This window comes from Streptomyces sp. SM10, from assembly GCF_002910915.1.
In the GTDB taxonomy this organism is placed as follows: Bacteria; Actinomycetota; Actinomycetes; order Streptomycetales; family Streptomycetaceae; genus Streptomyces.
The window spans coordinates 24688-48159 of sequence record NZ_NEUF01000122.1 but is presented as its reverse complement, the minus strand read 5'-3'; the positions used below and the strand labels follow the sequence as shown (position 1 = coordinate 48159).

22 protein-coding genes, 1 tRNA gene and 1 riboswitch are annotated in these 23472 nt (G+C 72.2%); of the genes, 17 read left to right on the top strand and 6 right to left on the bottom strand.

Annotation, left to right across the window (positions count from 1 at the left end; all coding sequences use genetic code 11):
* Positions 1-17: 17 nt before the first annotated feature.
* Entirely contained in the window at positions 18-3617 is a 3600-nt protein-coding gene (gene cobN, locus B9S57_RS19495) for a cobaltochelatase subunit CobN (RefSeq protein WP_103516843.1), read from the bottom strand.
* Positions 3618-3648: 31 nt separating this feature from the next.
* A riboswitch (cobalamin riboswitch) is annotated at positions 3649-3799 on the bottom strand.
* A gap of 108 nt (positions 3800-3907) precedes the next feature.
* Between cobN and B9S57_RS19490 the strand changes: the two genes are divergently transcribed.
* From B9S57_RS19490 to B9S57_RS19480, 3 genes are all read left to right on the top strand, one after another.
* Complete coding sequence (locus B9S57_RS19490; protein ID WP_103516842.1) at positions 3908-5209, top strand: nitrite/sulfite reductase; 1302 nt, start codon at positions 3908-3910, stop codon at positions 5207-5209.
* 61 nt (positions 5210-5270) lie between these two features.
* Positions 5271-5897: a precorrin-8X methylmutase gene (locus B9S57_RS19485; protein WP_103516841.1), complete on the top strand. Its 627-nt coding sequence runs from the start codon at positions 5271-5273 to the stop codon at positions 5895-5897.
* 2 nt (positions 5898-5899) lie between these two features.
* Positions 5900-7432: a precorrin-2 C(20)-methyltransferase gene (locus B9S57_RS19480; protein WP_103516840.1), complete on the top strand. Its 1533-nt coding sequence runs from the start codon at positions 5900-5902 to the stop codon at positions 7430-7432.
* Positions 7433-7449: 17 nt separating this feature from the next.
* On the opposite strand, the gene B9S57_RS19475 is transcribed toward B9S57_RS19480, so the two are convergent.
* Entirely contained in the window at positions 7450-8205 is a 756-nt protein-coding gene (locus B9S57_RS19475) for a cobalt-precorrin-6A reductase (RefSeq protein WP_103516839.1), read from the bottom strand.
* A gap of 15 nt (positions 8206-8220) precedes the next feature.
* Between B9S57_RS19475 and B9S57_RS19470 the strand changes: the two genes are divergently transcribed.
* The gene (locus B9S57_RS19470; protein ID WP_103516838.1) at positions 8221-9339 is read left to right on the top strand and encodes a cobalt-precorrin-5B (C(1))-methyltransferase; all 1119 of its coding nucleotides are present in this window, start codon (positions 8221-8223) and stop codon (positions 9337-9339) included.
* 25 nt (positions 9340-9364) lie between these two features.
* On the opposite strand, the gene cobM is transcribed toward B9S57_RS19470, so the two are convergent.
* Positions 9365-10114 (bottom strand): precorrin-4 C(11)-methyltransferase, encoded by a 750-nt coding sequence (gene cobM, locus B9S57_RS19465; RefSeq protein ID WP_103516837.1) that lies wholly within the window; start codon positions 10112-10114, stop codon positions 9365-9367.
* Entirely contained in the window at positions 10111-11418 is a 1308-nt protein-coding gene (gene cbiE / locus B9S57_RS19460) for a precorrin-6y C5,15-methyltransferase (decarboxylating) subunit CbiE (protein WP_103516836.1), read from the bottom strand. Before cbiE ends, cobM begins: the two co-directional genes overlap by 4 nt.
* Positions 11419-11622: 204 nt before the next feature.
* Here cbiE and B9S57_RS19455 point away from each other — a divergent pair, with 204 nt between their 5' ends.
* The 4 genes from B9S57_RS19455 (at position 11623) to B9S57_RS19440 (ending at position 15243) form a co-directional block, all read left to right on the top strand.
* Positions 11623-12234: an HhH-GPD-type base excision DNA repair protein gene (locus B9S57_RS19455; RefSeq protein WP_103516835.1), complete on the top strand. Its 612-nt coding sequence runs from the start codon at positions 11623-11625 to the stop codon at positions 12232-12234.
* Between the two features lie 200 nt (positions 12235-12434).
* On the top strand, positions 12435-13958 hold the full coding sequence (locus B9S57_RS19450) for a M28 family metallopeptidase (protein ID WP_181011407.1): 1524 nt from the start codon (positions 12435-12437) through the stop codon (positions 13956-13958).
* Between the two features lie 250 nt (positions 13959-14208).
* Positions 14209-14505, top strand: coding sequence for a type II toxin-antitoxin system VapB family antitoxin (locus B9S57_RS19445; RefSeq protein WP_014155093.1), 297 nt, complete (start codon positions 14209-14211; stop codon positions 14503-14505).
* Positions 14506-14646: 141 nt separating this feature from the next.
* Entirely contained in the window at positions 14647-15243 is a 597-nt protein-coding gene (locus B9S57_RS19440; protein ID WP_103516850.1) for a LytR C-terminal domain-containing protein, read from the top strand.
* A 54-nt stretch (positions 15244-15297) separates the two neighbouring features.
* Here B9S57_RS19440 and upp read toward each other — a convergent pair whose 3' ends face one another.
* On the bottom strand, positions 15298-15933 hold the full coding sequence (upp, locus tag B9S57_RS19435) for a uracil phosphoribosyltransferase (RefSeq protein ID WP_103516833.1): 636 nt from the start codon (positions 15931-15933) through the stop codon (positions 15298-15300).
* A gap of 115 nt (positions 15934-16048) precedes the next feature.
* On the opposite strand from upp, the gene B9S57_RS35585 reads away from it, so the two are divergent.
* The 4 genes from B9S57_RS35585 to B9S57_RS19415 all read left to right on the top strand — a co-directional run bounded on the left by B9S57_RS35585 (position 16049) and on the right by B9S57_RS19415 (position 17756).
* On the top strand, positions 16049-16285 hold the full coding sequence (locus B9S57_RS35585) for a hypothetical protein (protein WP_329230963.1): 237 nt from the start codon (positions 16049-16051) through the stop codon (positions 16283-16285).
* A gap of 218 nt (positions 16286-16503) precedes the next feature.
* Positions 16504-17079: a hypothetical protein gene (locus B9S57_RS19425; protein ID WP_103516832.1), complete on the top strand. Its 576-nt coding sequence runs from the start codon at positions 16504-16506 to the stop codon at positions 17077-17079.
* Positions 17080-17160: 81 nt separating this feature from the next.
* Positions 17161-17589, top strand: coding sequence for a tRNA adenosine(34) deaminase TadA (gene tadA, locus B9S57_RS19420; protein WP_103516831.1), 429 nt, complete (start codon positions 17161-17163; stop codon positions 17587-17589).
* 79 nt (positions 17590-17668) lie between these two features.
* Positions 17669-17756 (top strand) — tRNA-Ser (locus B9S57_RS19415).
* Positions 17757-17822: 66 nt separating this feature from the next.
* Here the strand turns inward: B9S57_RS19415 and B9S57_RS19410 are convergent.
* Positions 17823-18620 carry a hypothetical protein gene (locus tag B9S57_RS19410; protein WP_258036458.1) on the bottom strand — a complete coding sequence of 266 codons (798 nt, stop codon included), beginning with the start codon at positions 18618-18620 and terminating at the stop codon, positions 17823-17825.
* A gap of 366 nt (positions 18621-18986) precedes the next feature.
* Here B9S57_RS19410 and B9S57_RS19405 point away from each other — a divergent pair, with 366 nt between their 5' ends.
* The 5 genes from B9S57_RS19405 to B9S57_RS19390 all read left to right on the top strand — a co-directional run bounded on the left by B9S57_RS19405 (position 18987) and on the right by B9S57_RS19390 (position 23255).
* Positions 18987-19634 (top strand): TetR family transcriptional regulator, encoded by a 648-nt coding sequence (locus B9S57_RS19405; protein WP_103516829.1) that lies wholly within the window; start codon positions 18987-18989, stop codon positions 19632-19634.
* Between the two features lie 101 nt (positions 19635-19735).
* Positions 19736-21352 carry an MDR family MFS transporter gene (locus B9S57_RS19400; RefSeq protein ID WP_258036461.1) on the top strand — a complete coding sequence of 539 codons (1617 nt, stop codon included), beginning with the start codon at positions 19736-19738 and terminating at the stop codon, positions 21350-21352.
* A gap of 390 nt (positions 21353-21742) precedes the next feature.
* The gene (locus B9S57_RS34530) at positions 21743-21907 is read left to right on the top strand and encodes a hypothetical protein (protein ID WP_181011406.1); all 165 of its coding nucleotides are present in this window, start codon (positions 21743-21745) and stop codon (positions 21905-21907) included.
* A gap of 10 nt (positions 21908-21917) precedes the next feature.
* The gene (locus tag B9S57_RS19395; protein ID WP_103516827.1) at positions 21918-22211 is read left to right on the top strand and encodes a Dabb family protein; all 294 of its coding nucleotides are present in this window, start codon (positions 21918-21920) and stop codon (positions 22209-22211) included.
* A gap of 186 nt (positions 22212-22397) precedes the next feature.
* Positions 22398-23255 carry an RNA polymerase sigma factor SigF gene (locus tag B9S57_RS19390; RefSeq protein ID WP_103516826.1) on the top strand — a complete coding sequence of 286 codons (858 nt, stop codon included), beginning with the start codon at positions 22398-22400 and terminating at the stop codon, positions 23253-23255.
* The last annotated feature ends 217 nt before the right edge of the window (positions 23256-23472 follow it).

Sequence of the window (23472 nt, the reverse complement as noted above, 5' to 3'; positions counted from 1 at the left end):
CCCGGCCGGTGCGCGTCTCAGTCCTCGCCCTCCAGGTCACCCTCGGTCTCCAGGAACACCTGGCGCAGCGCTTCGAGGACCGCCGGGTCGGGCTTGGCCCACATCCCCCGGGACTCGGCTTCCAGGAGGCGCTCCGCGATGCCGTGGAGCGCCCACGGGTTGGCCTGCTGGAGGAATTCACGGTTCGCCGGGTCCAGGACGTACGTCTCGGTCAGCTTGTCGTACATCCAGTCCGCGACCACACCCGTCGTGGCGTCGTACCCGAAGAGGTAGTCGACCGTCGCGGCGAGCTCGAAGGCGCCCTTGTAGCCGTGGCGGCGCATCGCCTCGATCCACTTCGGGTTGACCACGCGCGCGCGGAAGACCCGGGACGTCTCCTCGACCAGAGTGCGGGTGCGGACCGTCTCGGGGCGGGTCGAGTCGCCGATGTACGCCTCGGGAGCGGTGCCCTTCAGCGCGCGTACGGCCGCGACCATGCCGCCGTGGTACTGGAAGTAGTCGTCCGAGTCCGCGATGTCGTGCTCGCGGGTGTCGGTGTTCTTCGCCGCCACCGCGATCCGCTTGTACGCGGTCTCCATCTCGTCCCGGGCCGGGCGTCCGTCCAGCTCACGGCCGTAGGCGTAGCCGCCCCACACCGTGTACACCTCGGCGAGGTCGGCGTCGGTGCGCCAGTCGCGGGAGTCGATGAGCTGGAGCAGCCCGGCGCCGTACGTCCCCGGCCGGGAGCCGAAGATGCGGGTGGTGGCCCGCCGCTCGTCGCCGTGTTCGGCCAGGTCGGCCTGGGTGTGGGCACGGACGAAGTTCCGCTCGGCGGGCTCGTCGAGGGAGGCCGCGAGGCGTACGGCGTCGTCGAGCAGCCCGATGGTGTGCGGGAAGGCGTCGCGGAAGAAGCCGGAGATGCGGAGCGTGACGTCGACACGGGGCCGCCCGAGCTCCTCGTACGGGATCGGCTCCAGGCCGGTGACCCGGCGGGAGGCGTCGTCCCAGACGGGGCGCACGCCGAGCAGGGCGAAGGCCTCGGCGATGTCGTCGCCGGCGGTGCGCATCGCGCTGGTGCCCCACAGGGAGAGGCCGACGGAGGTGGGCCACTCACCGTTGTCGGCGCGGTAGCGCTCCAGGAGCGAGTCCGCGAGTGCCTGGCCGGTCTCCCAGGCGAGGCGGGAGGGGACGGCCTTCGGGTCGACCGAGTAGAAGTTCCGGCCGGTCGGCAGGACGTTGACGAGGCCGCGGAGCGGGGAGCCGGAAGGGCCGGCGGGGACGAAGCCGCCGTTCAGCGCGTGGACCGCGTGGTCGAGCTCGTCGGTCGTCGCGGCGAGCCGGGGCACGACCTCGCGGGCCGCGAAGTCGAGGATGTCGGCGACGGCCTCCGGGAGCCCCGCCGCCACACCGGCGACGGCGGCCGGGTCCCAGTCCGCGTCGTCCATCGCCTGGACGAGGGCGCGGGCCTGCTCCTCGGTCGCGTCGGCTGCGGTGCGGGTGGCCGCCGACTCGTCCAGGCCGAGCGCCTCGCGCAGGCCGGGCAGCGAGGACGTGCCGCCCCAGATCTGCCGGGCGCGCAGGACGGCCAGGACCAGGTTGACGCGGTCGTTCCCGGCAGGGGCGCTGCCGAGGACGTGCAGGCCGTCGCGGATCTGGACGTCCTTGATCTCACAGAGCCAGCCGTCGAGATGCATGATGAATTCGTCGAAGCCCTCGTCCTCCGGCCGGTCCTCCAGGCCCAGGTCGTGGTCGAGCTTCGCGGCCTGGATGAGGGTCCAGATCTGGGCGCGGACGGCCGGCAGCTTGGCCGGGTCCATCGCGGCGATCTGGGCGTGCTCGTCGAGGAGTTGCTCCAGCCGCGCGATGTCGCCGTAGCTGTCGGCGCGGGCCATCGGCGGCACGAGGTGGTCGACCAGGGTCGCGTGCACCCGGCGCTTGGCCTGGGTGCCCTCGCCCGGGTCGTTGACCAGGAAGGGGTAGACCAGCGGCAGGTCGCCCAGCGCGGCGTCGGGGCCGCAGGCGGCGGAGAGGCCGGCGTTCTTGCCGGGCAGCCACTCCAGGTTGCCGTGCTTGCCGAGGTGGATCATCGCGTCGGCACCGAAGCCGTTGTCCTCGGCGGACGCGGCGATCCAGCGGTAGGCGGCCAGGTAGTGGTGCGAGGGCGGCAGATCGGGGTCGTGGTAGATCGCGATCGGGTTCTCGCCGAAGCCGCGCGGCGGCTGGATGAGGATCAGCAGGTTGCCGCGGCGCAGGGCGGCGAGCACGATGTCGCCCTCCGGGTTGCGGGACCGGTCGACGAACATCTCGCCGGGCGCCGGGCCCCAGTGCTCCTCGACGGCCGCGGTGAGTTCGGCGGGGAGCGTGGCGAACCAGCGGCGGTAGTCGGCGGCGGGGACGCGGACCGGATTGCGGGCCAGCTGCTCCTCGGTGAGCCACTCCTGGTCGTGGCCGCCGGCCTCGATGAGCGCGTAGATCAGCTCGTCGCCGTCGCCGGAGACCAGGCCCGGGATCTCCTCCTCGGGGCCGAAGTCGTAGCCCTCCGCCCGGAGCCTGCGCAGCAGGGCGACGGCGCTGGCGGGGGTGTCGAGGCCGACCGCGTTGCCGATGCGGGAGTGCTTGGTCGGGTACGCCGACAGGACCAGCGCGATCTTCTTCTCGGCGGCCGGGATGTGGCGGAGCCGGGCATGGCGTACGGCGATCCCGGCGACCCGGGCGGCGCGCTCGGGGTCGGCGACGTAGGCGGGCAGGCCGTCCTCGTCGATCTCCTTGAAGGAGAACGGCACGGTGATCAGGCGGCCGTCGAACTCGGGAACAGCGATCTGGGTGGCCGCGTCCAGCGGGGAGACGCCCTCGTCGTTCTCCTCCCAGGCGGCGCGGGGGCTGGTGAGGCAGAGCGCCTGGAGGACGGGGACGTCGAGGCCGGTGAGGGCGCCCGCGTCCCAGGACTCGTCGTCGCCGCCCGCCGACGCGGTGGCGGGCTTGGTGCCGCCCGCGGCGAGGACCGTGGTCACGATGGCGTCGGCGGCGCGGAGTTCGTCGATGAGTTCGGGCTCGGGTGTGCGGAGCGAGGCGACGTACAGCGGGAGGGGGCGTGCGCCGGCGTCCTCCACGGCCGTGCAGAGCGCCTCGACGAACGCGGTGTTCCCGCTCATGTGGTGGGCGCGGTAGTAGAGCACCGCGACCGTGGGGCCGGTGACCTCACGGGCGGTCCGCTCCAGCGGGCCCCAGGCGGGGGCGGGCGCGGGCGGCTCGAAGCCGTGGCCGGTGAGCAGCACGGTGTCGGAGAGGAAGCGGGCCAGCTGCTCCAGGTTGGCGGGACCCCCGTGCGCGAGGTAGGCGTGCGCCTCGGCCGCGATGCCGATGGGAACGGTGGAGGCGGCCATCAGCTGGGCGTCGGGGGCCTGTTCACCGGTGAGGACGACGACCGGGCGACCGGTGGCCAGCACCTGGTCCAGCCCCTCCTGCCAGGCGCGGACACCGCCGAGGAGGCGTACGACGACGAGGTCCGTGCCCTCCAGGAGCTGCGGCAGGTCCTCCACGGAGAGCCGGGACGGATTCGCGTAGCGGAAGCCGACCGGGCCGCCGGAGGCGCGGGCGCTGAGCAGGTCGGTGTCGGACGTCGACAGGAGCAGGATCATGCGGCGTCAGCCCTTCCTCGGGGTGTCCACGCCCCGGGCGGTGTCGGACGGCAGGAGTTCCTGACTCGCCCGGTCGTGGACCGGGCTCACAGTGGCGGGACCGCGCCGGAATCTCACCGGGCTTCCTCCGTGTCGCCGTCTGGCGATGGCAGACCGAACGGACCGCCACCAGGCATAGTAGGCGGGGGGTAGGGGGTCCTGACCAGACGGCCCCCGCCCCTGGCCGGAAGCCGGAGCGGATGTCCCGTAGGTCACAGTGACCGTAGGGGTGGGCCACGGTCACGGTCGGTATGCTCGCCGCCATGTCGGCCTCCCCCCTTCCTCCCCGGTCCCCGGGCGACGCGTGTGCCCGGAGCAGCGGTGACGCCTGCCCCGGCGCGCTGCGCCTGCACCGGGCGGACGACGGTGCGCTGGCGCGGGTCCGGATACCCGGCGGGGTGCTGACCCCCCATCAGGCCGTGGTCCTCGGGCGGGCCGCCGGGCGCTTCGGCGACGGTGAGTTGCATCTCACCTCCCGTGGAAACGTGCAGTTGCGCGGGCTCGCTCCGGAGTGCGGCGCCGAGCTGGCCGCGCTGCTGGACCGGGCCGGACTGCTGCCGTCCGCACGTCATGAACGGGTACGCAACGTGGTCGCGTCCCCGCTCTCCGGGCTCGACGGCCTCGGGTCCGCCGACGTCGGACCATGGCTGGCCGAACTGGACCGGCTCCTCTGCGGAAGCGACCGTACGACGGCGCTCTCCGGACGTTTTCTCTTCGCGCTCGACGACGGCCGCGGCGACGTGGACGCCCTCGGCGCCGACCTCGCTCTCCTCGGCCACGATGACGGCAGCGCCCTGCTGCGCGTCGGAAGCGGTGACGCCGTCCTGCGGGTGCCCGCCTCCGACGGCCCCCGGGCCGCGTCGATCGCCGCCGGAGCCTTCCTGGACGCGGCACAGGACACCGGCGCCTGGCGTGTGAAGGACCTGCCGGGCGCGGCGGCGGAGGCCCTCCCCGCAGAGGTCGCGCACCGGCTGCGGGAGGCCGGCCTCTCCGTCTCCCCGGACCGGCGCCCTCGCCCCCTCGAAGGGCTCCCGCCGGCACACGGCCCCGTCCCCGGACCCCACCGCGAGGCCGCGCTCTCCGTCGGCGTACCGCTGGGACGGCTGGGCCCGGATCAGTGGCGGCTGCTGTCGGGCGCCGGCGGACTGCGGCTCACCCCGTGGCGCGGTGCCGTGGTCACCGGGATCGCGCCCGAGCGCGCGGACGGCCTTCTCGGCGAGCTCTCCACGGCCGGGCTGATCACCGGGCCCGGCTCCCCGTGGGCCGGGGTGGGGGCCTGCATCGGGCGTCCCGGCTGCGCGAAGTCGCTGGCAGACGTGCGGGCCGAGGCGGGGGCCGCCCTCGGACCGGTCGGCCGGCTCCCTGTGTACTGGTCCGGGTGCGAACGCCGGTGCGGCCACCCGCGCGGGGAGTGGATCGACGTGGTCGCCACCTCCGACGGACACCGGATCTCCCATGTGCGGGGGGACCGGACGACCGGGGCGGTGACGGCCCGGGACGACCCGGCGGCGCTCGCGGCCGCTGTGGCGACGGCCCGGGGCTCGCACCCCTGACCAGCACGTATCACCTCTGTTCAACTCATTCGACCTGTCCGATGAAGAAAGCGACAGCACTGTGCACCAGTACGAGAAGGACGGACCGGCGATCTACCGCCAGTCCTTCGCCACCATCCGCGCGGAGGCGGATCTGGCAGGGCTGCCCGCCGATGTGAGCCAGGTGGCCGTCCGCATGATCCACGCCTGCGGCATGGTCGACCTCGTACGCGACCTCGTCTTCTCCCCGAACGCGGTGGCCGACGCCCGCGCCGCCCTGCGCTCAGGCGCGCCGATCCTGTGCGACGTGGCGATGGTCGCCAGCGGGGTCACCCGCAAGCGGCTGCCCGCCGACAACGAGGTCATCTGCACCCTGTCCGACCCCTCCGTCCCCGGACTGGCCGCGGAGCTCGGCACCACCCGCAGCGCCGCCGCCCTGGAGCTGTGGCGGGACCGGATGGAGGGGGCCGTCGTCGCCGTCGGCAACGCGCCCACCGCGCTCTTCCGGCTGCTGGAGATGATCGAGGAGGGCGCCCCCCGGCCCGCCGCGGTCATCGGTGTGCCCGTCGGCTTCATCGGGGCCGCCGAGTCCAAGGAAGCCCTGGCCGCGCACCCGTCCGGGCTGGAGCACCTCGTCGTACGGGGAAGGCGCGGGGGCAGTGCCATCGCCGCCGCCGCCCTCAACGCGATCGCCAGCGAGGAGGAGTGACCATGCCCGAGCAGCAGGGGACCGACGGCACCACCGGCACGGGCCGGCTGTACGGGGTCGGGCTCGGCCCCGGCGACCCGGCGCTGATGACCGTGCGGGCCGTGGAGATCATCGGCGAGGCCGACGTCGTCGCCTACCACTCCGCCCGGCACGGCCGCTCCATCGCCCGCTCGATCGCGGAGCGGTACATCCGCCCGGACCACATCGAGGAGGCCCTGGTCTACCCCGTCACGACGGAGACCACGGACCACCCGGGGGGCTACCGGGGCGCGTTGGACGAGTTCTACGCCGAGGCCGCCGCCCGCCTCGCGGTACACCTCGACGCCGGGCGCACCGTCGCGGTGCTCGCCGAGGGCGACCCGCTCTTCTACGGCTCCTACCAGCACATGCACAAGCGGCTCGCGGACCGTTACGCGACCGAGGTCATCCCCGGTGTCACCTCGGTCAGCGCCGCCGCCGCCCGTCTCGGCACCCCCCTCGTGGAGGCCGAGGAGGTGCTGACGATCCTGCCGGGCACCCTGCCGGAGGAGGAGCTGACGGCGCGTCTGGCGGCCACCGACTCGGCCGTGGTGATGAAGCTGGGGCGGACGTTCCCAGCCGTACGCCGGGCGTTCGAGGCGTCCGGGCGGCTGCCCGAGGCCCGTTACGTCGAGCGCGCCACCATGGCCGGGGAGCGGACCGGCGAACTGGCGGACACCGACCCGGACTCGGTCCCCTACTTCGCGGTCGCCGTGCTGCCCAGCCGGATCGACGCGCCCCGGCCCTCACCCGCTGCGGGCACGGGCCCTGGCGAGGTCGTCGTGGTGGGCACCGGACCGGCCGGCCCGCTGTGGCTGACGCCCGAGACCCGTGGGGCGCTGGCCGCCGCCGACGACGTGGTCGGCTACACGACGTATCTGGACAGGGTGCCGGTCCGGCCCGGTCAGCAGCGCCACGGCTCCGACAACAAGGTCGAGTCGGAGCGCGCCGAATTCGCCCTCGACCTCGCCCGCAGGGGACGCCGGGTGGCCGTGGTCTCCGGGGGCGACCCCGGGGTCTTCGCGATGGCGACGGCCGTGCTGGAAGTGGCCTCCCAGGACGCGTACACGGAGATCCCGGTGCGGGTGCTTCCCGGGGTGACCGCGGCCAACGCCGCCGCCGCCCGGGCCGGGGCGCCGCTCGGCCACGACTACGCCACCCTCTCCCTCTCCGACCGGCTCAAGCCGTGGGAGGTCATCGCCGAGCGGCTGCGCGCGGCGGCCACGGCCGACCTGGTGATGGCGCTGTACAACCCCGGTTCCCGCAGCCGGACCTGGCAGGTCGGCAAGGCCCGTGACCTGCTCCTGGAGCACCGCTCGCCGGACACGCCCGTGGTGCTCGGCCGCGATGTCGGGGGCCCGACGGAGAGCGTACGGACGGTGCGGCTGGCCGATCTGGACCCGATGGAGGTGGACATGCGGACGATCCTCATCGTCGGCTCCTCGCAGACGCGGTGGGTGCACCGGGGCGACGGGCGGCAGATCGTCTGGACACCGCGCCGCTACCCGGAGGCCTGACGGGGGCGCCCCTGTCGTCAGGGGCGCAGATCCGGCAGCCCCCGCAGCAGGGCGAGGGCCTCCTCCGGGGTCCCGGCCACCGGCACGCCGTCGGGGACCGGCGGCCGTCCGACCACCACCACCGGGATGCCGGCCTCGCGGGCGGCGGTGAGCTTGGGCGCCGTCGCGTCACCGCCGCTGTCCTTCGTGACGAGCACGTCGATCCGATGACACCGGATCAGCTCCCGCTCGCCCTCCAGGGAGAACGGCCCCCGGTCCAGCAGGACCTCCATCCGCGCCGGATGCGGGGCCTCGGGGGCATCCACCGAGCGCATCAAGAACCACAGCCGGTCCAGCGCGGCGAACGCCGCGAGGCCCATGCGTCCAGTGGTGAGGAAGACGCGCGAACCCAGTTCCGGCAGCAGTTCCGCCGCGCCGTCGAGGGAGTCGGTGACGTGCCAGCGGTCGCCCTCGACGGGCACCCAGCCGGGCCGTCTGAGAGCGAGCAGGGGAACATGGACAGCGGCGGCGGCCGAAGCCGCGTGAAAACTGATCGTTCCTGCGAAGGGATGGGTGGCGTCGATGACCGCATCCACACGGTGCGCGCGGATCCAGTCGGTCATGCCTCCGACTCCGCCGAAGCCTCCGACGCGCACCTCGCCGGGTGGCAGCGTCGGCCTGGCGACACGGCCGGCGAGTGAGCTGGTGACCCTGATCCCGTCCGCGGCCACCAGGGCCTCCGCGAGTCGGCGGGCCTCCGTCGTGCCGCCGAGGACGAGTACGTGCAAGGTCATCGGATCGGTCCATCCATGAGCAGTGAGGCGCAGGGCGGGCGCGCCGCCCAACTCAAGCACACCGGTCTGCGGCCGGGGTGGACGACCGGTGCCTGCGCGACGGCGGCGACCGCGGCGGCGTACACGGCCCTGCTGACCGGTGAGTTCCCCGACCCGGTGACCATCACGCTGCCCCGGGGGCAGACTCCCGCCTTCGCGCTCGCGGTGGAGGAGCTCGCCGACGGACGGGCCACCGCCGGTGTGGTCAAGGACGCGGGCGACGACCCGGACGTCACGCACGGCGCGCTGGTGCGGTCGACCGTACGGCTCCTGCCCCCCGGGTCCGGCGTGGTGTTCCGGGCCGGACCCGGGGTGGGCACGGTGACGCTTCCGGGGCTGCCGCTCGATGTCGGGGAACCCGCGATCAACCCGGTCCCGCGTCGGATGATGCAGGACCACGTCGCGGCGGTGGCGGCGGAGCACGGCGGCACCGGCGATGTCGAGATCACGGTCTCGGTGGACGACGGTGAGGAGATCGCACGTTTCACGTGGAACATCCGGCTGGGCATCCTGGGCGGGATCTCCATCCTGGGCACGACGGGCGTCGTGGTGCCGTACTCCTGCTCGGCCTGGATCGACTCGATCCGCCGCGGGGTGGACGTGGCGCGCGCGGCCGGGCTCCGGCACGTCGCGGGGTGCACGGGATCGACCTCGGAGAAGACGGTGCTGGCGGCGTACGACCTGCCGGAGATCGCCCTGCTGGACATGGGTGACTTCGCGGGCGCCGTGCTGAAGTACGTGCGCCGGCATCCGGTGGAGCGGCTGACGATCTGCGGGGGCTTCGCCAAGCTGTCCAAGCTCGCCGCCGGCCACCTGGACCTGCACTCGGGCCGTTCCCAGGTCGACAAGCCGTTCCTGGCACGGCTGGCCCGGCAGGGCGGCGCGAGCGAGGCGCTGGCGGCGGAGATCGAGGTCGCCAACACCGGCCTCGCGGCACTGCAGTTGTGCATGGCGGCCGGGGTGCCGCTGGGCGACCTGGTGGCGGTGGCGGCCCGTGACGAGGCGCTGTCGGTGCTGCGGGGAGCGCCGGTGACGGTGGATGTGATCTGCATCGACCGGGCGGGGGCGGTGGTGGGGCGCAGCGAGGTGCGCTGAGCGACCGGACCGCCCCGCCCGCCACTCAGCAGGTGTGGCGGTCCCGCGCCGGGGAGTAGAGGTGGCTGTCGCGGAACTGCTCCGCCCCCAGCGTCCGGCCCACCATGATCACCGCGGTCCGGATCACGCCCGCCTCCTTCACCTGCCCGGCGATGGAGTCCAGCGAGCCACGCAGGACGATCTCGTCCGGGCGCGAGGCCATGGCGACCACGGCGGCCGGGCAGTCCGCCCCGTAGTGCGGCAGCAGTTCGTCGACCACACGGTCCACGTACCGCGCCGCGAGGTGCAGCACGATCAGCGCGCCGCTGCGGCCCAGGGTGGCGAGGTCCTCGCCCTCGGGCATGGCCGTGGCCCGCTGGGCGATCCGGGTGAGGATCACGGTCTGGCCGACCGTGGGCACCGTCAGCTCCCGCTTGAGCGCCGCCGCGGCCGCGGCGAAGGCGGGCACCCCGGGCACCACCTCGTAGGGCACGTCCGCCTCGTCGAGGCGCCGCATCTGCTCGTTCACGGCGCTGAAGACCGACGGGTCCCCGGAGTGCAGCCGGGCCACGTCATGACCCTCGGTGTGGGCGCGCACCAACTCGGCGGTGATCTGGTCGATGTCGAGCAGGGCCGTGTCCACGAGCCGTGCGTCCGGGGGGCATTCGGCGAGCAGTTCGCGCGGTACCAGGCTGCCCGCGTACAGGCAGACCGGGCTGGCGGCGAGGACGCGGGCACCGCGCACCGTGATCAGGTCGGCGGCACCGGGGCCCGCGCCGATGAAGTACACGGTCATCTGTCGTCTCCTGGGACGTGCGGGGATACGGAAGCGTGCGGGGATTCGGGAGCGAGCGAGGGCTTCTGTACGGACCACTGGGTGACGGGCATCGCCTGACGCCAGCCCGTGAATCCGCCGACGGGCACGGCGTGCGCCACCGCGAGGCGGACCAGGTCACCGCCGAGGCGCCGGTGCCACTGGGCGAGGAGCGCCTCCGACTCCAGCGTCACCGTGTTGGCGACCAGCCGGCCACCGGGGCCCAGCGCGTCCCAGCAGGCGTCGAGCAGTCCCGGTGCGGTCAGCCCGCCGCCGATGAACACCGCGTCCGGCACGGGCAGTCCGGCCAGTACCTCCGGTGCCCGGCCGGTGACCACGCCCAGCCCGGGGACGCCGAGCCGGTCCGCGTTACGGGCGATGCGCCCCGCCCGTTCCTGATCGCGTTCCACGGTCACGGCACGGCAGGACGGATGGGTCCGCATCCACTCCGCGGCGATCGATCCGGAGCCGCCGCCGACGTCCCACAGGAGCTCGCCGGGCGCGGGCGCGAGGACCCCGAGGGTGGCCGCCCGGACATGGCGCTTGGTGAGCTGCCCGTCGTGGTCGTACGCCTCGTCGGGGAGCCCGGGTACGGCGCCGAGCCGCAGGGTTCCCGGGGCGCTCCGGCACTCCACCGCGATCAGGTTGAGCGGGTCCCCGGGCGGGTGCTCCCACGTGTCGGCGACGCCGTCCACGCACTCCTCGGCCGGGGAGCCGAGCTGTTCGAGCACCCGCATCCGGCTCGGCCCGAAGCCGCGTCCGCGCAGCAGGGCGGCCACGGCCGCGGGCGTGGCGGCGTCGGCGGAGAGCACCAGCAGCCGGCGCCCCTCGTGGAGCGCGGCGGCCAGCCGGGCCGTGGGGCGCCCGACGAGGGTGACAACCTCGGCGTCCTCCACCGGCCAGCCGAGCCGGGCGCAGGCGTACGACACCGAGGAGGGGTGCGGCAGGACGTGCAGCGCCCCGGAGCCCAGCTCCTCGGTGAGGGCCCGGCCGATGCCGTAGAACAGGGGATCGCCGCTGGCCAGGACGGCGGTCCTGCTCCCCTCGTGCGCCGCGAGCAGACCGCGCACCGCGGGACGCAGGGGGGAGGGCCAGGACACGCGCCGGCCGGTACAGTCCGGCGGGAGCAGCCGCAGCTGGCGCTCACCGCCGATCAGGACCTCGGCGTCCAGGAGCACCGAGCGCGAGGTCTCCGGCAGACCGGCCCAGCCGTCGGCGCCGATGCCCACGACGCTCACGGCGGAGGCGGCCGCCGGGACGGCGGGCGGGGGTGATGCGGGGGACACAGCCGGTACCTCGGGGTTGGCGGGACGACGCAGCCGAACTCTACGGGGGCCGTTCCCGGACCTGCGCGGCGGAGTGACTCCGGAAGAAGTCCCGCGTGGTGTCGAGAACGCCTCCCCGGCGCCGGCTGACGCTCCCCGGTACGGAGCTCCGGGCCGGATCCCACCGAGTCGCCGATCCCGGCCGCTCTCGCGATCATCGAATACATGACCAAGAGCGACAACGGCAAGGCGCACACCCTGCGGATCGCCCAGGAGCCCGACGCGGACGCGCTGCTGGGCTCCAGTCCGCTGGCCGCCCTCGTCGGCATGCTGCTGGACCAGCAGGTACCGATGGAGTGGGCGTTCACGGGACCGCTCACGCTGGCTCGGCGCATGGGGTCGGACGATCTGGACGCCCGCGCGATCGCCGCGTACGACCCGGAGGCCTTCACCGGGCTGTTCACGGAGAAACCCGCCCTGCACCGGTATCCGGGCTCCATGGCCAAGCGGGTGCAGCAGCTCTGCCAGTTCCTGGTGGCGGAGTACGACGGGCGGGCGGAAGCGGTCTGGGCGGACGCGGCCACCGGGGCCGAGCTGCTGAAGCGGCTCAACGCCCTGCCCGGCTTCGGCACCCAGAAGGCACAGATCTTCCTGGCCCTGCTGGGCAAGCAGCTCGGCGTACGTCCGACGGGCTGGCGCGAAGCCGCCGGGGCGTACGGCGAAAAGGGCTCGCACCGGTCGGCGGCCGACATCACCGGGCCCGAATCTCTCGCCGAGGTGCGGGCCCACAAGCAACAGGCGAAAGCCGCGGCCAAGGCGGCGGGCGGCTCCGGATGACCGGGCACGCCCGGCCGGCCCGACGGGGAGCGGCACCGGCGGTCCGTACGTCGGGAACCGGCGGTCCGTACGTCGGGAACCGGCCACGCATCCGGTCAGGAACGGCCACACCTGTTCCCAGACGCCGGCCGGCTCGCTAGCTTGCCCGCACATCCGTTCACACCGGAAGGACTCCTGTGCACGCACAACGTCGCAGAGCCATGGCAGTCGTGGCCGCCACCGCCTTGGCCGCACCGCTCCTCCTCGCCGCGTCCCCCGACCACGGACACGCGTCGAAGGACCCGGCCAGGGACGCCGCCAAGCTCTCACGGCAGCTGGTCAGGAACTCCAGCGCCAAGGACGCCTACCGGCACCTGCAGCGATTCCAGGCCATAGCCGACGCGGCGGACGGGCATCGCGCGGCCGGATCGCCCGGCCACGACGCCTCCGCCGCCTACGTCCACCGGCTGCTCCGCAAGGCCGGCTACCGGGTCTCGTACCAGTCGTTCGACTTCATCTACACGGAGACCCTCGCCGAGAAGCTCGCCGTGGTCTCCCCCACCCCCCGGGACATCTCGATCCGGGCGATGACGTACACGCCCTCCACCGGCGAGGGCGGCATCACGGCGGCTCTCACGGCCGTGCCGACCGACGACACCACCGGCTGCGAGGCCGCGGACTACGCCGCGGGGACCTTCACCGGCAGGATCGCCCTGATCGAGCGGGGCGGCTGCTCCTTCGCGGACAAGCAGGCGGCCGCCGCGGAAGCCGGCGCGGCCGGCGCGGTCATCTACAACAACACCGAAGGCGTCCTCTCCGGCACGCTCGGCGACGTCGCGTCGGGGAAGATCCCCACCGGCGGACTCACGCGGGCCGAGGGTGAGAAGCTCGTCGCGGACCTGGCGAAGGGCGAGGTGAAGGTCTCCCTCGAGATCCGCGAACTGCAGGAGGAGCGCACCACCCGCAACGTCGTGGCCGAGACGCGCGGCGGCAACGCGGCGAGGACGGTCATGCTCGGCGCGCACCTCGACTCGGTCACCGACGGCCCCGGCATCAACGACAACGCCTCGGGATCGGCAGGACTCCTCGAAGTCGCCCTGGAACTCGCCAAGTCCCACCGGACCCCTGCCAACAAGGTGCGCTTCGCCTGGTGGTCGGCGGAGGAGAACGGCCTGCTGGGCTCGGAGGCGTACGTCGCGAAGCTCTCCGAGGCGCAGCGCGCGAAGATCGCGCTCTACCTCAACTTCGACATGATCGCCTCCCCGAACGGCGCGCAGTTCGTCTTCGACGGCGACGACTCCGACGGCGAGGGCGAGGGCCCGGGTCCCGAGGGATCGGCCCAACTGGAGCGTGACATCAACGCGTTCCTGGACAGCAGGGGCGAGCCGCACACCGGCACGGACTTCACCGGGCGCTCCGACTACGGCCCGTTCATCGAGGTCGGCATCCCGTCCGGCGGCACCGACACGGGCGCCGAGGGCATCAAGACGGCCGCGGAGGCCAGGACCTACGGCGGGGAGGCCGGCGTCGCGTACGACCCCTGCTACCACGCGGCCTGCGACGACCTCGACAACGTCGACATGAAGCGCTTCGACACCAACATCGACGTGATCGCCGACGCGGTGGGCACCTACGCGTACGACCTGAGCTCCCTGACGCGCCCGGTACCGGCCGCGTCGGCCGGCGGCGAGCCCCGGAGCGGGCGCGGGCTGCGCGAGGGCCACGCGCACGGCCTCACCGAGTAGCGCGCACCGCACCCCGCGGGCGGCGGGCCACGCCGTCCCGCCCGCGGAGTGCGGCGCACCGGCGCTTCACCGGGCCGCCACCGGGCGGCCCCCGCGTATCCACCGCGCATCCACCGGGGCGTCCTCACCGATATGCGCCGACCGGATGACGGACCGTGCGGAATTTTGCACCGTTTCATCCGCTTACGACCCGCATTCCGGTCCTGTTCCATGGCTGCGCCCGGAGGCCCTTGCCCGGTAGGCTTTCCGTGTGATCTTCAAGCGCATCGGAAATGGGCGGCCATATCCCGACCACGGCCGGGAAAGCACCCGACAGTGGGCGGATGTCGCGCCGCGCCCGGTCCGCCTGGACCAGCTCGTGACCACCAAGGGCCAGCTGGATCTCGAGACCCTGCTCGCCGAGGACTCCACGTTCTACGGCGACCTGTTCGCCCATGTCGTGAAGTGGCAGGGCGACCTCTACCTCGAGGACGGGCTCCACCGGGCCGTGCGCGCCGCCCTGCAGCAACGCCAGGTGCTGCACGCACGCGTGCTCGAAATGGGCTGAACCCGCCACTCCCACCTGTGGAGCATTTCGGGCCTTTCGGGTGCTTTTATGCTCATACGGGTGCCATAGGTTGATCGTTTAGTAGGCATCATCACCAGGTCGCACTACGCTGCGCCCATGAGCATGCTGACCCCTCCCGGCATGGGCGGAAAGTACCGCATCACGGGTAACACCTACCCCCGCATGCGCCGCCCCCGTCATCGCCGCAAGCTGGCCCTCTCCGCGGCTGCCGCCGTGGTGGCCCTCGGCCTGGCCGGTTGGGGCACTCTCCAGCTCATCGACGTCTTCACCGGCGGCGACAAACAGGCCAGCGCGGCGGACCGCCCGAAGGCCTGTCCCTCCCCGAGCGCCTCGGCGCCCGCGAAGGCGCTCCCGAAACCGGGCGCCATCAAGGTCAACATCTACAACGCCACACCCCGCAGCGGTCTGGCCAAGGCCGCGGCGGACGAGCTCAAGAAGCGCGGCTTCGCCATCGGCAAGGTGGACAACGCCCCCGCCGCCTACGACAAGAAGGTGCCCGGCACCGGGATGCTGCTCGGCGGCCCGACGGCCATGAACGGCTCCTTCCCGGTGCTCGCCACACAGCTGCCGGGGGCCGCGCAGAAGACCGACGCCCGCAGGACCGCGGACGTCGATCTGATCATCGGCACGAAGTTCAAGGCGTTCAGCACGCCCGCGGCCGCCGCCTCGGCGCTCACGGCCCTGACGAAGCCGTCCCCGGCACCGTCCGGCTGCTGAGACTGCCTGACCCGGCCCCGCCGGGGCTTCCGGCCGGGCCGCCCGCCCGGCCGGTCAGTCGACGGTGCCGTACATCCGGTCACCGGCGTCGCCGAGCCCGGGCACGATGTAGCCGTTCTCGTTGAGCCGCTCGTCGACCGAGGCCGTGACCACCGTGACCGGTGTGCCCTCCAACTCGCGCTCCATCACCTCGACGCCCTCGGGCGCCGCGAGGAGCACGACCGCGGTGACGTCGTCCGCGCCACGCTTGATCAGCTCCCGGATGGCCGCGACCAGCGTGCCGCCCGTGGCCAGCATCGGGTCCAGGACGTAGACCTGACGGCCGGAGAGATCCTCGGGCATCCGCGTCGCGTACGTCTCCGCCTGGAGCGTCTCCTCGTTGCGGATCATGCCCAGGAAGCCGACCTCGGCGGTCGGGAGCAGCCGCACCATGCCGTCCAGCATGCCGAGACCGGCGCGCAGGATCGGGACGACCAGCGGGCGCGGATACGACAGCTTCACACCGGTCGTGGGCGTCACCGGGGTCTCGATGTCGACCTGCTCGGTCCGCACATCCCTGGTGGCCTCGTAGGCGAGGAGGGTGACCAGTTCGTCGGCGAGCCGCCGGAAGGTCGGGGAGTCGGTGCGCTTGTCGCGCAGCGTGGTGAGTTTGTGCGCCACCAACGGGTGGTCGACGACGTGGATCCGCATGCCGTCAACAGTAACCGGGCCCCGGACTGGCTTCCCGCCGGTGCGCACTGGCATCAAGCACCTGTTCGGGGGGAAGGTGGGGGCATACGGACCCGGGCTTGGGGTGGTGTGTCGATTGCGCGACGGGGAGCAGCGGGATCAGCGGCGGGCCGGACGCGACGCGCGCGACCTGCCCGAAGCTCAGGAGAACGTGCCGGACGCGCAGGAGAGTGACGCGGCACGCCGGAGGCGGAGGGCTCAGTTCCTCCGCGAGCTGCACGAGGCGAAGCAGCTGCGCGACCGGGTTCAGCCGCGCCGGGCCCGCGCGGCCCGTATGCGGCAACAGATGCGGATGCGGACGTTCCGTTGGTGAGGCCGTCCGCCGGAAGCCGCTCGGACCCTCCCGCGGGGCCCGGGCGAACGCTGTCAGCCGGAACCCCCTCCAGGAACTGATGGCCGACGCAACGGTCGAAGAGGTCTCGCATCGCGCTCGTTTCTGCCACGATGCCGATTGGGCGGGGCCCAGAGCAGCCGGATGACCGTCTGCCCTCCCGTCGGACCGATTCACCTATGACCAGTGGGAGAGTCACGGTGTACTTCGCCGCACTGCTCGCGCGCACCGAAGACGGGTGGGAAGCGAGCGATACAGAGCTCGACGATGTGGAAACCCTGTCCGACCTGACGGATCTGGCCCGTGAGGCCTCGGTGGACGAGGACACGGTCCTGGTCTACATCGAGCAGGAGGACGCCTGGTTCGGCGTCGTCCGGGTGGACGGTGAGGAGGACCCCCGTATCTACATCTCGGACGCGTCCGCCGCCGCCCGCTCCTCGTACGGGGAGATCCTGCTCACCGATGAACTGCTCGGCCGCGAACCGGGGGCCGAGGACGAGATCGCCGCACTCGAGGAGCTCGTCGACCTCGACGGTACGGAGGACGGCGAGCCGGACGAAGCCCAGGACAGCGGCGACGGCCGGGCCGGCCCCGCTGTCACCGAACCCGACCTGGATGACGACCCCGACGCCGTACCGGCGGGGCCGCTCGGCGACCTCGGGGTCCTCGCGGACCTCGGGCTGTCCGAGAAGGATCTGCTGACCCTGCGTACGGACGCACTGGCGGAGATCGCGGACGCGCTGGGAGCGGCCGAGGTCCTGGAGGCCGTCCGTTAGGGTCCGCGGGTGACCGCACCGCCCTCCACCCCCTCCTCACCGCCTCCCGCCGATCCCGTACGGGACCCGTGGCAGGCATCCATGCGCCAAGCCCTGGACGAGGCCGCGCAGGCGGCGTCGGCCGGCGATGTGCCGGTCGGCGCCGTTGTCCTGGGCCCTGACGGCGCCCTGCTGGCCACCGGCCACAACGAGCGCGAGGCCACCGCCGACCCGACGGCCCACGCCGAGGTGCTGGCACTGCGCCGCGCCGCCTCGGCGCTCGGCTCCTGGCGGCTGACCGGCTGCACGCTGGTGGTCACCCTGGAGCCCTGCACGATGTGCGCGGGCGCGCTCGTCCAGTCCCGGATCGGCCGGGTGGTCTACGGGGCCCGCGACGAGAAGGCCGGCGCGGCGGGTTCGCTCTGGGACGTCGTACGCGACCGCAGGCTCAACCACCGCCCCGAGGTGATCCACGGCGTCCTGGAGGACGCCTGCGCGGACCTGCTGACCGCGTTCTTCCGGGAGCGCTGAGGCCTCCCGGAGGGCGCACCGGCCCGGCTCCGGGAATCGGATTTCGGGCCAGGGCCCGGCATGGTCTAAGCTCTCTCTCGGTAGCGTGTCCGAGCGGCCGAAGGAGCTCGCCTCGAAAGCGAGTGTGGCGTAACCCGTCACCGTGGGTTCAAATCCCACCGCTACCGCTGTGAATGAAGGGACCGACCCTCTCGGGGGTCGGTCCCTTCACTGCGTTCCGCGCGGCCCCCGGGTCAGCCGGCCCGACGCGTCGTCCGGACGCCGTCGGCCTCGAAGTCGTAGACGTCCTGGTTGATGCGGAGGCCGTCGACCGCGCCGATCCACATGTGGTCGCGGCCCTTGCCCACCGCGGCCGTGAGAACGGTCGCGCCCTCACCTCCGTCGTCGAGCGCGTCCTTCACCTCGTCCAGGGAGCACTCGGCGGCCTGGTTGCAGGCGGGGAGCTCGTTGCCCGTGAGGTACCAGTAGCCGGTGGAGGTGGCGTCGATGAAGCCGCTCCACCGGTTCGTCACCGGGGAGGCGTCCGGGACCCACACCAGCGTGGAGTAGTTGTCGGCAGGCAGAGCCGTCAGGTTGGGGTCGATCTCGAACCTGATGTTCGGCATGTTCTCGGGGCCGCCGTAGGTCACGTTCTCCCCGGTCTGGAAGACGTGGAACCCGACGCGCCGGAGGCCCTGCACCGGGTCGCCGTAGAAGTCGACCTCGTTCCCGAAGTCGACCTTCTCGCTGGGAGGGCTCAGCGTGGTGGAGTCGTCCGCCACCGAGATGCCGAGGCTGCCCCGTCCGTAGGGCGGCCTGGCGGCGGGGCCCGTGACACCGAAGGAACCGAACGGGCCGTTCCGCAGGTCGGCCACGGGGGAGCCGATCGTGTTGCGGGCGATCACGCCCCAGTGGTCCCCGCGGCGCTCGTGGCCGCCTTCGTCCCCGTCCGTCACGGCGGACGCCGATCCGGAGACCGTCGAGGCGACGATCGCGGCCAGTGCCGCGACCACGAGGGCCTTCCTCCGGGTGACGCCGAAGTGAGTACTCACAGTCATTCCTTCCGAATGGATGAAGGGCGTCCGGCAGGCGCCGGGTGCCCGAACGACGCGGCGCACACCACGGCATTACCCTGGGCGACGGCGCACTCACCATATGGGGGCACAGGCGGACATCACGCAACGGATACCCCGGAGCGAACATCACCGTCCGTAGTGAATACGAGGTGTTCACATCGGCGGACCGGGCCCGGAGGCCGGACGGGAGGTGGCGGTCGGTCCGGGGCGGGACAGCCTCCCGTCCGGGGGCGAGGGGAGCCCGGGCGGGTGAAGGGTCCGCTCCGCAGCGGTTGCCGCACCGCCCTCGGGCGGCTGCCGCACCGCGCAAATAATTTTGCAGGATGTGCATCTTTGCCTACCATGCACATTGTGCCGAGGACGACGACATCCGCACCCGGGCTCCGGGAGCGCAAGAAGCAGGCGACCCGCCGGGCGATCGCGGAGGCTGCCGTCCGGCTCGCCGCCGAGCACGGGGTCGAGAACGTCACCGTCGAAGCCATCAGCGAGGCCGCCGGCGTCTCACCGAGGACGTTCTTCAACTACTTCCCCAGCCATGACGACGCCTTCGTCCTGGTCGACGACGAGGTGGGCGAGAGGATCAGGGAGTCGGTGCGCGCTGCGCCCGCCGACCGGCCGCCGCTCGACGTCGTGCGCGACGCCCTCGTCAGCGAGCTCGACGGGTTCGAGAGCCGCCAGGAGCTGTGGGCCCTCCAGTCCAAGGTGCTTCAGCGCTCGCCGCACCTCATCCACCGCGGTCTCCAGGCACACGTGGCGGACGAGCGGGCTCTGGCCGCCGCCCTCACCGACTGGCTTCACAGCACGCGCCCTGAGAGCGAAGGGGCGCCCGGCACCGCACTCTTCGCACGGCTCCTCGCCGCCGTCACCCAGACAGCCCTGCGGGTCGCCCTGGAGCACTGGTGCGAACGCTCCGGCGAGACCGCACTCGCGGACGCCTTCCAGGAGGTCTTCGCCCAACTGGCCCGAGGACTCCCCCGGCCTGCCGAGTAGTCCGGCCCACCGCTCCGCACACCACCGAACCCTGTTCTGCTCCTGCACCCAAGAGGGACACCGTGACCGCAACCGAGGCGCCCGGACAGTCGCCCGCCCCCATGTCCAACCGTCAGATACTCCAGGCGATGTCCGGCCTGATGGCGGGCATGTTCGTCGCCATCCTCGCGGGCACGGTCGTCGCCAACGCCCTGCCGCGCATCATCGCCGACCTCGGCGCGAGCCAGTCCTCGTACACCTGGGTCGTGACCTCCGAGCTGCTCGCCATGACGGCCACCGTGCCGCTCTGGGGCAAGCTCGCCGACCTGTTCAACCAGAAGCTGCTGCTCCAGCTGTCGCTCGGCCTGTTCGTGGTCGGCTCCCTGGTGGCCGGCTTCTCCCAGGACGTCGTCACCCTGATCATCAGCCGGGTCATCCAGGGCATCGGTGCCGGTGGTCTCACGGCGCTGGCCCAGATCGTGATGGCCGCCATCATCCCGCCGCGCCGGCTCGGCAAGTACGCGGGCATCTTCGGCGCGGTCTTCGCCGTGGGCACGGTCGCGGGGCCGCTCATCGGCGGTGTCCTCGTGGACACCTCGTGGCTCGGCTGGCGCTGGTGCTTCTTCATCGGCGTGCCGTTCGCGCTGGCCGGGATCGTGCTGCTCCAGCGCACCCTGAAGCTCCCGACGGTCCGCCGCCAGGTCAGGATCGACTGGACCGGTGCCTTCCTGATCGTGGCCGGCGTCTGCTCGCTGCTGATCTGGACGTCCCTCGCGGGCAACAGCTTCGACTGGGCCTCCTGGCAGACGGCCGTGCTGGTGACCCTGGGTGTCGTGCTGCTGGCCGCGGCGGTCTTCGTCGAGTCCAGGGCCGCCGAGCCGATCATCCCGCTGGGCATCTTCCGCAACCGCACGGTGTCGCTCACGACCCTGGCGAGCTTCTTCGTGGGTATCGCGATGTTCGCCGGGACCGTGTTCCTGTCCCAGTACTTCCAGATCTCGCTGGGCAAGTCCCCGACCGTCGCGGGGCTCATGAGCCTCCCGCTGATCGGCGGTCTGCTGGTCTCCTCGACCGTCGCCGGGCAGATCATCTCCGCCACCGGCAAGTGGAAGATCTACCTCGTCGCGGGCGCCGTGGTGATGACGGCGGGCCTCGGCCTGCTCTCGACCATCGACGCCGACACGCACTTCGGCCTGCTCAGCGTGTACATGGCCTTCATGGGGATCGGCGTCGGCATGCTGATGCAGAACCTCGTGCTCGCCGCGCAGAACGACGTGCCCGCACACGAGCTGGGCGCCGCGACCTCCGTGCTGTCCTTCTTCCGCAGCCTCGGCGGCACGATCGGCACCAGCGTGCTCGGCGCGATCCTCGCCAACCGGGTGGCGAGCGAGATGAGCAAGGGGTTCGCGGAGAACGGGATCCCCGTGACGGGCGGCGGCCACAGCAGCGCCGTCCCCGACATGACGACCCTGCCCGAGCCGATGAGGAACATCGTCGAGCACGCGTACGGCGTCGCGACCGGCGACCTCTTCCTCACCGCCACCCCGTTCGCCTTCCTCGGTCTGCTCGCGGTGCTCTTCATCAAGGAGAAGCCCCTCAAGACGACGAGCGGCATGGAGCGCCTCGCCGCCGAGGACGCCGCCGTGGTCACGGCGGTCACCGTCCCGGCACCCCGGGACGGCTCGGACGCCGGCGTCCGCGACGCCGCCCCCGGCACGGTCGGTCTCGGCAAGGACTGACCCGCGGGAGTACGCGACGACACGAAGGGCCCGGCGCGATGCGCCGGGCCCTTCGGACGTCAGGTCGGGGGAAGCGGCATCGGGGGGACAAGCCGCTTCCCCCGGTGAGAACGGGGACCGTAGGTCCTCGCCGCGGTCGGGGGGAGTCACGCGGTGGGGACCTCGTGGAGGTCCCGTTCCTCGGCCCGCGCGTTCCTGAGGGCGCGGCGGGCTCGCTTCCCATCCTCCCCCTCGACGTAAGCCGCAGCGACCGACAAAGGGCCCGAATCGAAGGGTCCTTCGACCCTGAAGGCCGCGTGAGTGATCGGAAACGGCCCGCGGATACGGCCATACGTGCGGCTAGAATCACGCGACTGCACAGGTGATCGAAGGGGAGAGGCGGGGCCGACCGTGGCGCAAGCGAGGAAGATCGCGCTCTACATGCTGGTGGTCTTCGTGCTGTACACGATCATCACCTCGCCCGAGCGGTCCGCCGAACTCGTCCAAGTAGGGTTCGAAGGTATTTCGAGCGCCGCGCAGGGCGTCGGAGACTTCATGTCCGAGCTCGTGAAGTAGGAGAACCCCCATGATCCGCCACCTGGTCCTGTTCAAGCTGAACGACGGCGTCGAGCGGGACGATCCGCGGGTCGTCGCCGGCGCCCGGGCCTTCCGGGACCTCGGTGGGAGGATCCCGGAGCTGGAGTTCTGGGAGTGCGCCTGGAACATCACCGACCGGCCGATCGCCTACGACTTCGCCATCAACTCGGCGGTCGCCGACGAGGACGCGCTCCGGCGGTACGTCGAGCACCCCGAGCACCAGGCCGCCGCCGGCCAGTGGCACGAGTTCGCCACTTGGGTGATCGCCGACTACCCCTTCTGACCCTTTCGAGCACCCGGTCCCGCAGGCCCCTCCCCCACAGGAGAGGGGCTTTTCGTCATGTTTAAACCAAAACACCCTCAACACGACTCTATGCGGTGCTTGCGCACAGTGGACATGTCTTGTGATGCTATGACCGCTTTTGACGGATGAGTTGACCGTAGTTGACCGCAAAGGGGTGGCGACACCGTGCCGGCCAGTACAGCGCCTCAAGTCCCGCCCCAGAGCGTCCAGACGGACGACATCCAGACCGAGACCCCCGATCCGACCACGCCCGCCAGAACCCGGGGCGCGGACACCAGAGCCCTGACCCAGGTGCTCTTCGGACGGCTCAAGGACCTCGAACCCGGCACGGCCGAGCACCACAGGGTGCGCACCGCGCTGATCGAGGCGAACCTGCCGCTCGTGCGGTACGCGGCGGCCCGCTTCCGCAGCCGCAACGAGCCGATGGAGGACGTCGTCCAGGTCGGCACGATCGGCCTGATCAACGCCATCGACCGCTTCGACCCGGAACGCGGCGTCCAGTTCCCCACCTTCGCCATGCCCACCGTGGTCGGCGAGATCAAGCGCTACTTCCGGGACAACGTGCGGACGGTGCACGTGCCGCGGCGGCTGCACGAACTCTGGGTCCAGGTCACCGGCGCGACGGAGGACCTGACGACCGCTCACGGCCGCTCACCGACCACCGCCGAGATCGCGGAGCGCCTGAAGATCTCCGAGGACGAGGTCCTCGCCTGCATCGAGGCGGGCCGCTCCTACCACGCGACCTCGCTGGAGGCGGCCCAGGAGGGCGACGGACTGCCCGGACTCCTGGACCGGCTCGGCTACGAGGACCCGGCACTGGCCGGGGTCGAACACCGGGACCTGGTACGGCACCTGCTCGTCCAGCTGCCCGAGCGCGAGCAGCGGATCCTGCTGCTGCGCTACTACAACAACCTGACGCAGTCGCAGATCAGCGCCGAACTGGGCGTCTCCCAGATGCATGTGTCAAGGCTTCTGGCCAGAAGTTTCGCCCGACTGCGGTCCGCAAACAGGATCGAGGCGTAACCAGAACGGGTAGACCCCCGGAGGGCCGGATCCGGGGGCGCAAAAGCCGTACACCCCCTGTTTCCTGCGCAGTTTCGGCGCTGACTTGTCGACATGTCACTACAGCGTGTTGCCGACATGTGACATTCTGCTGGAACCGCGTTTGCCGCAGCCCTACCTCCGGTATTCAGGTGGAGGCTGCGTTCCTCCGATGGTCGTGGCCACCGCGACCGTCCGC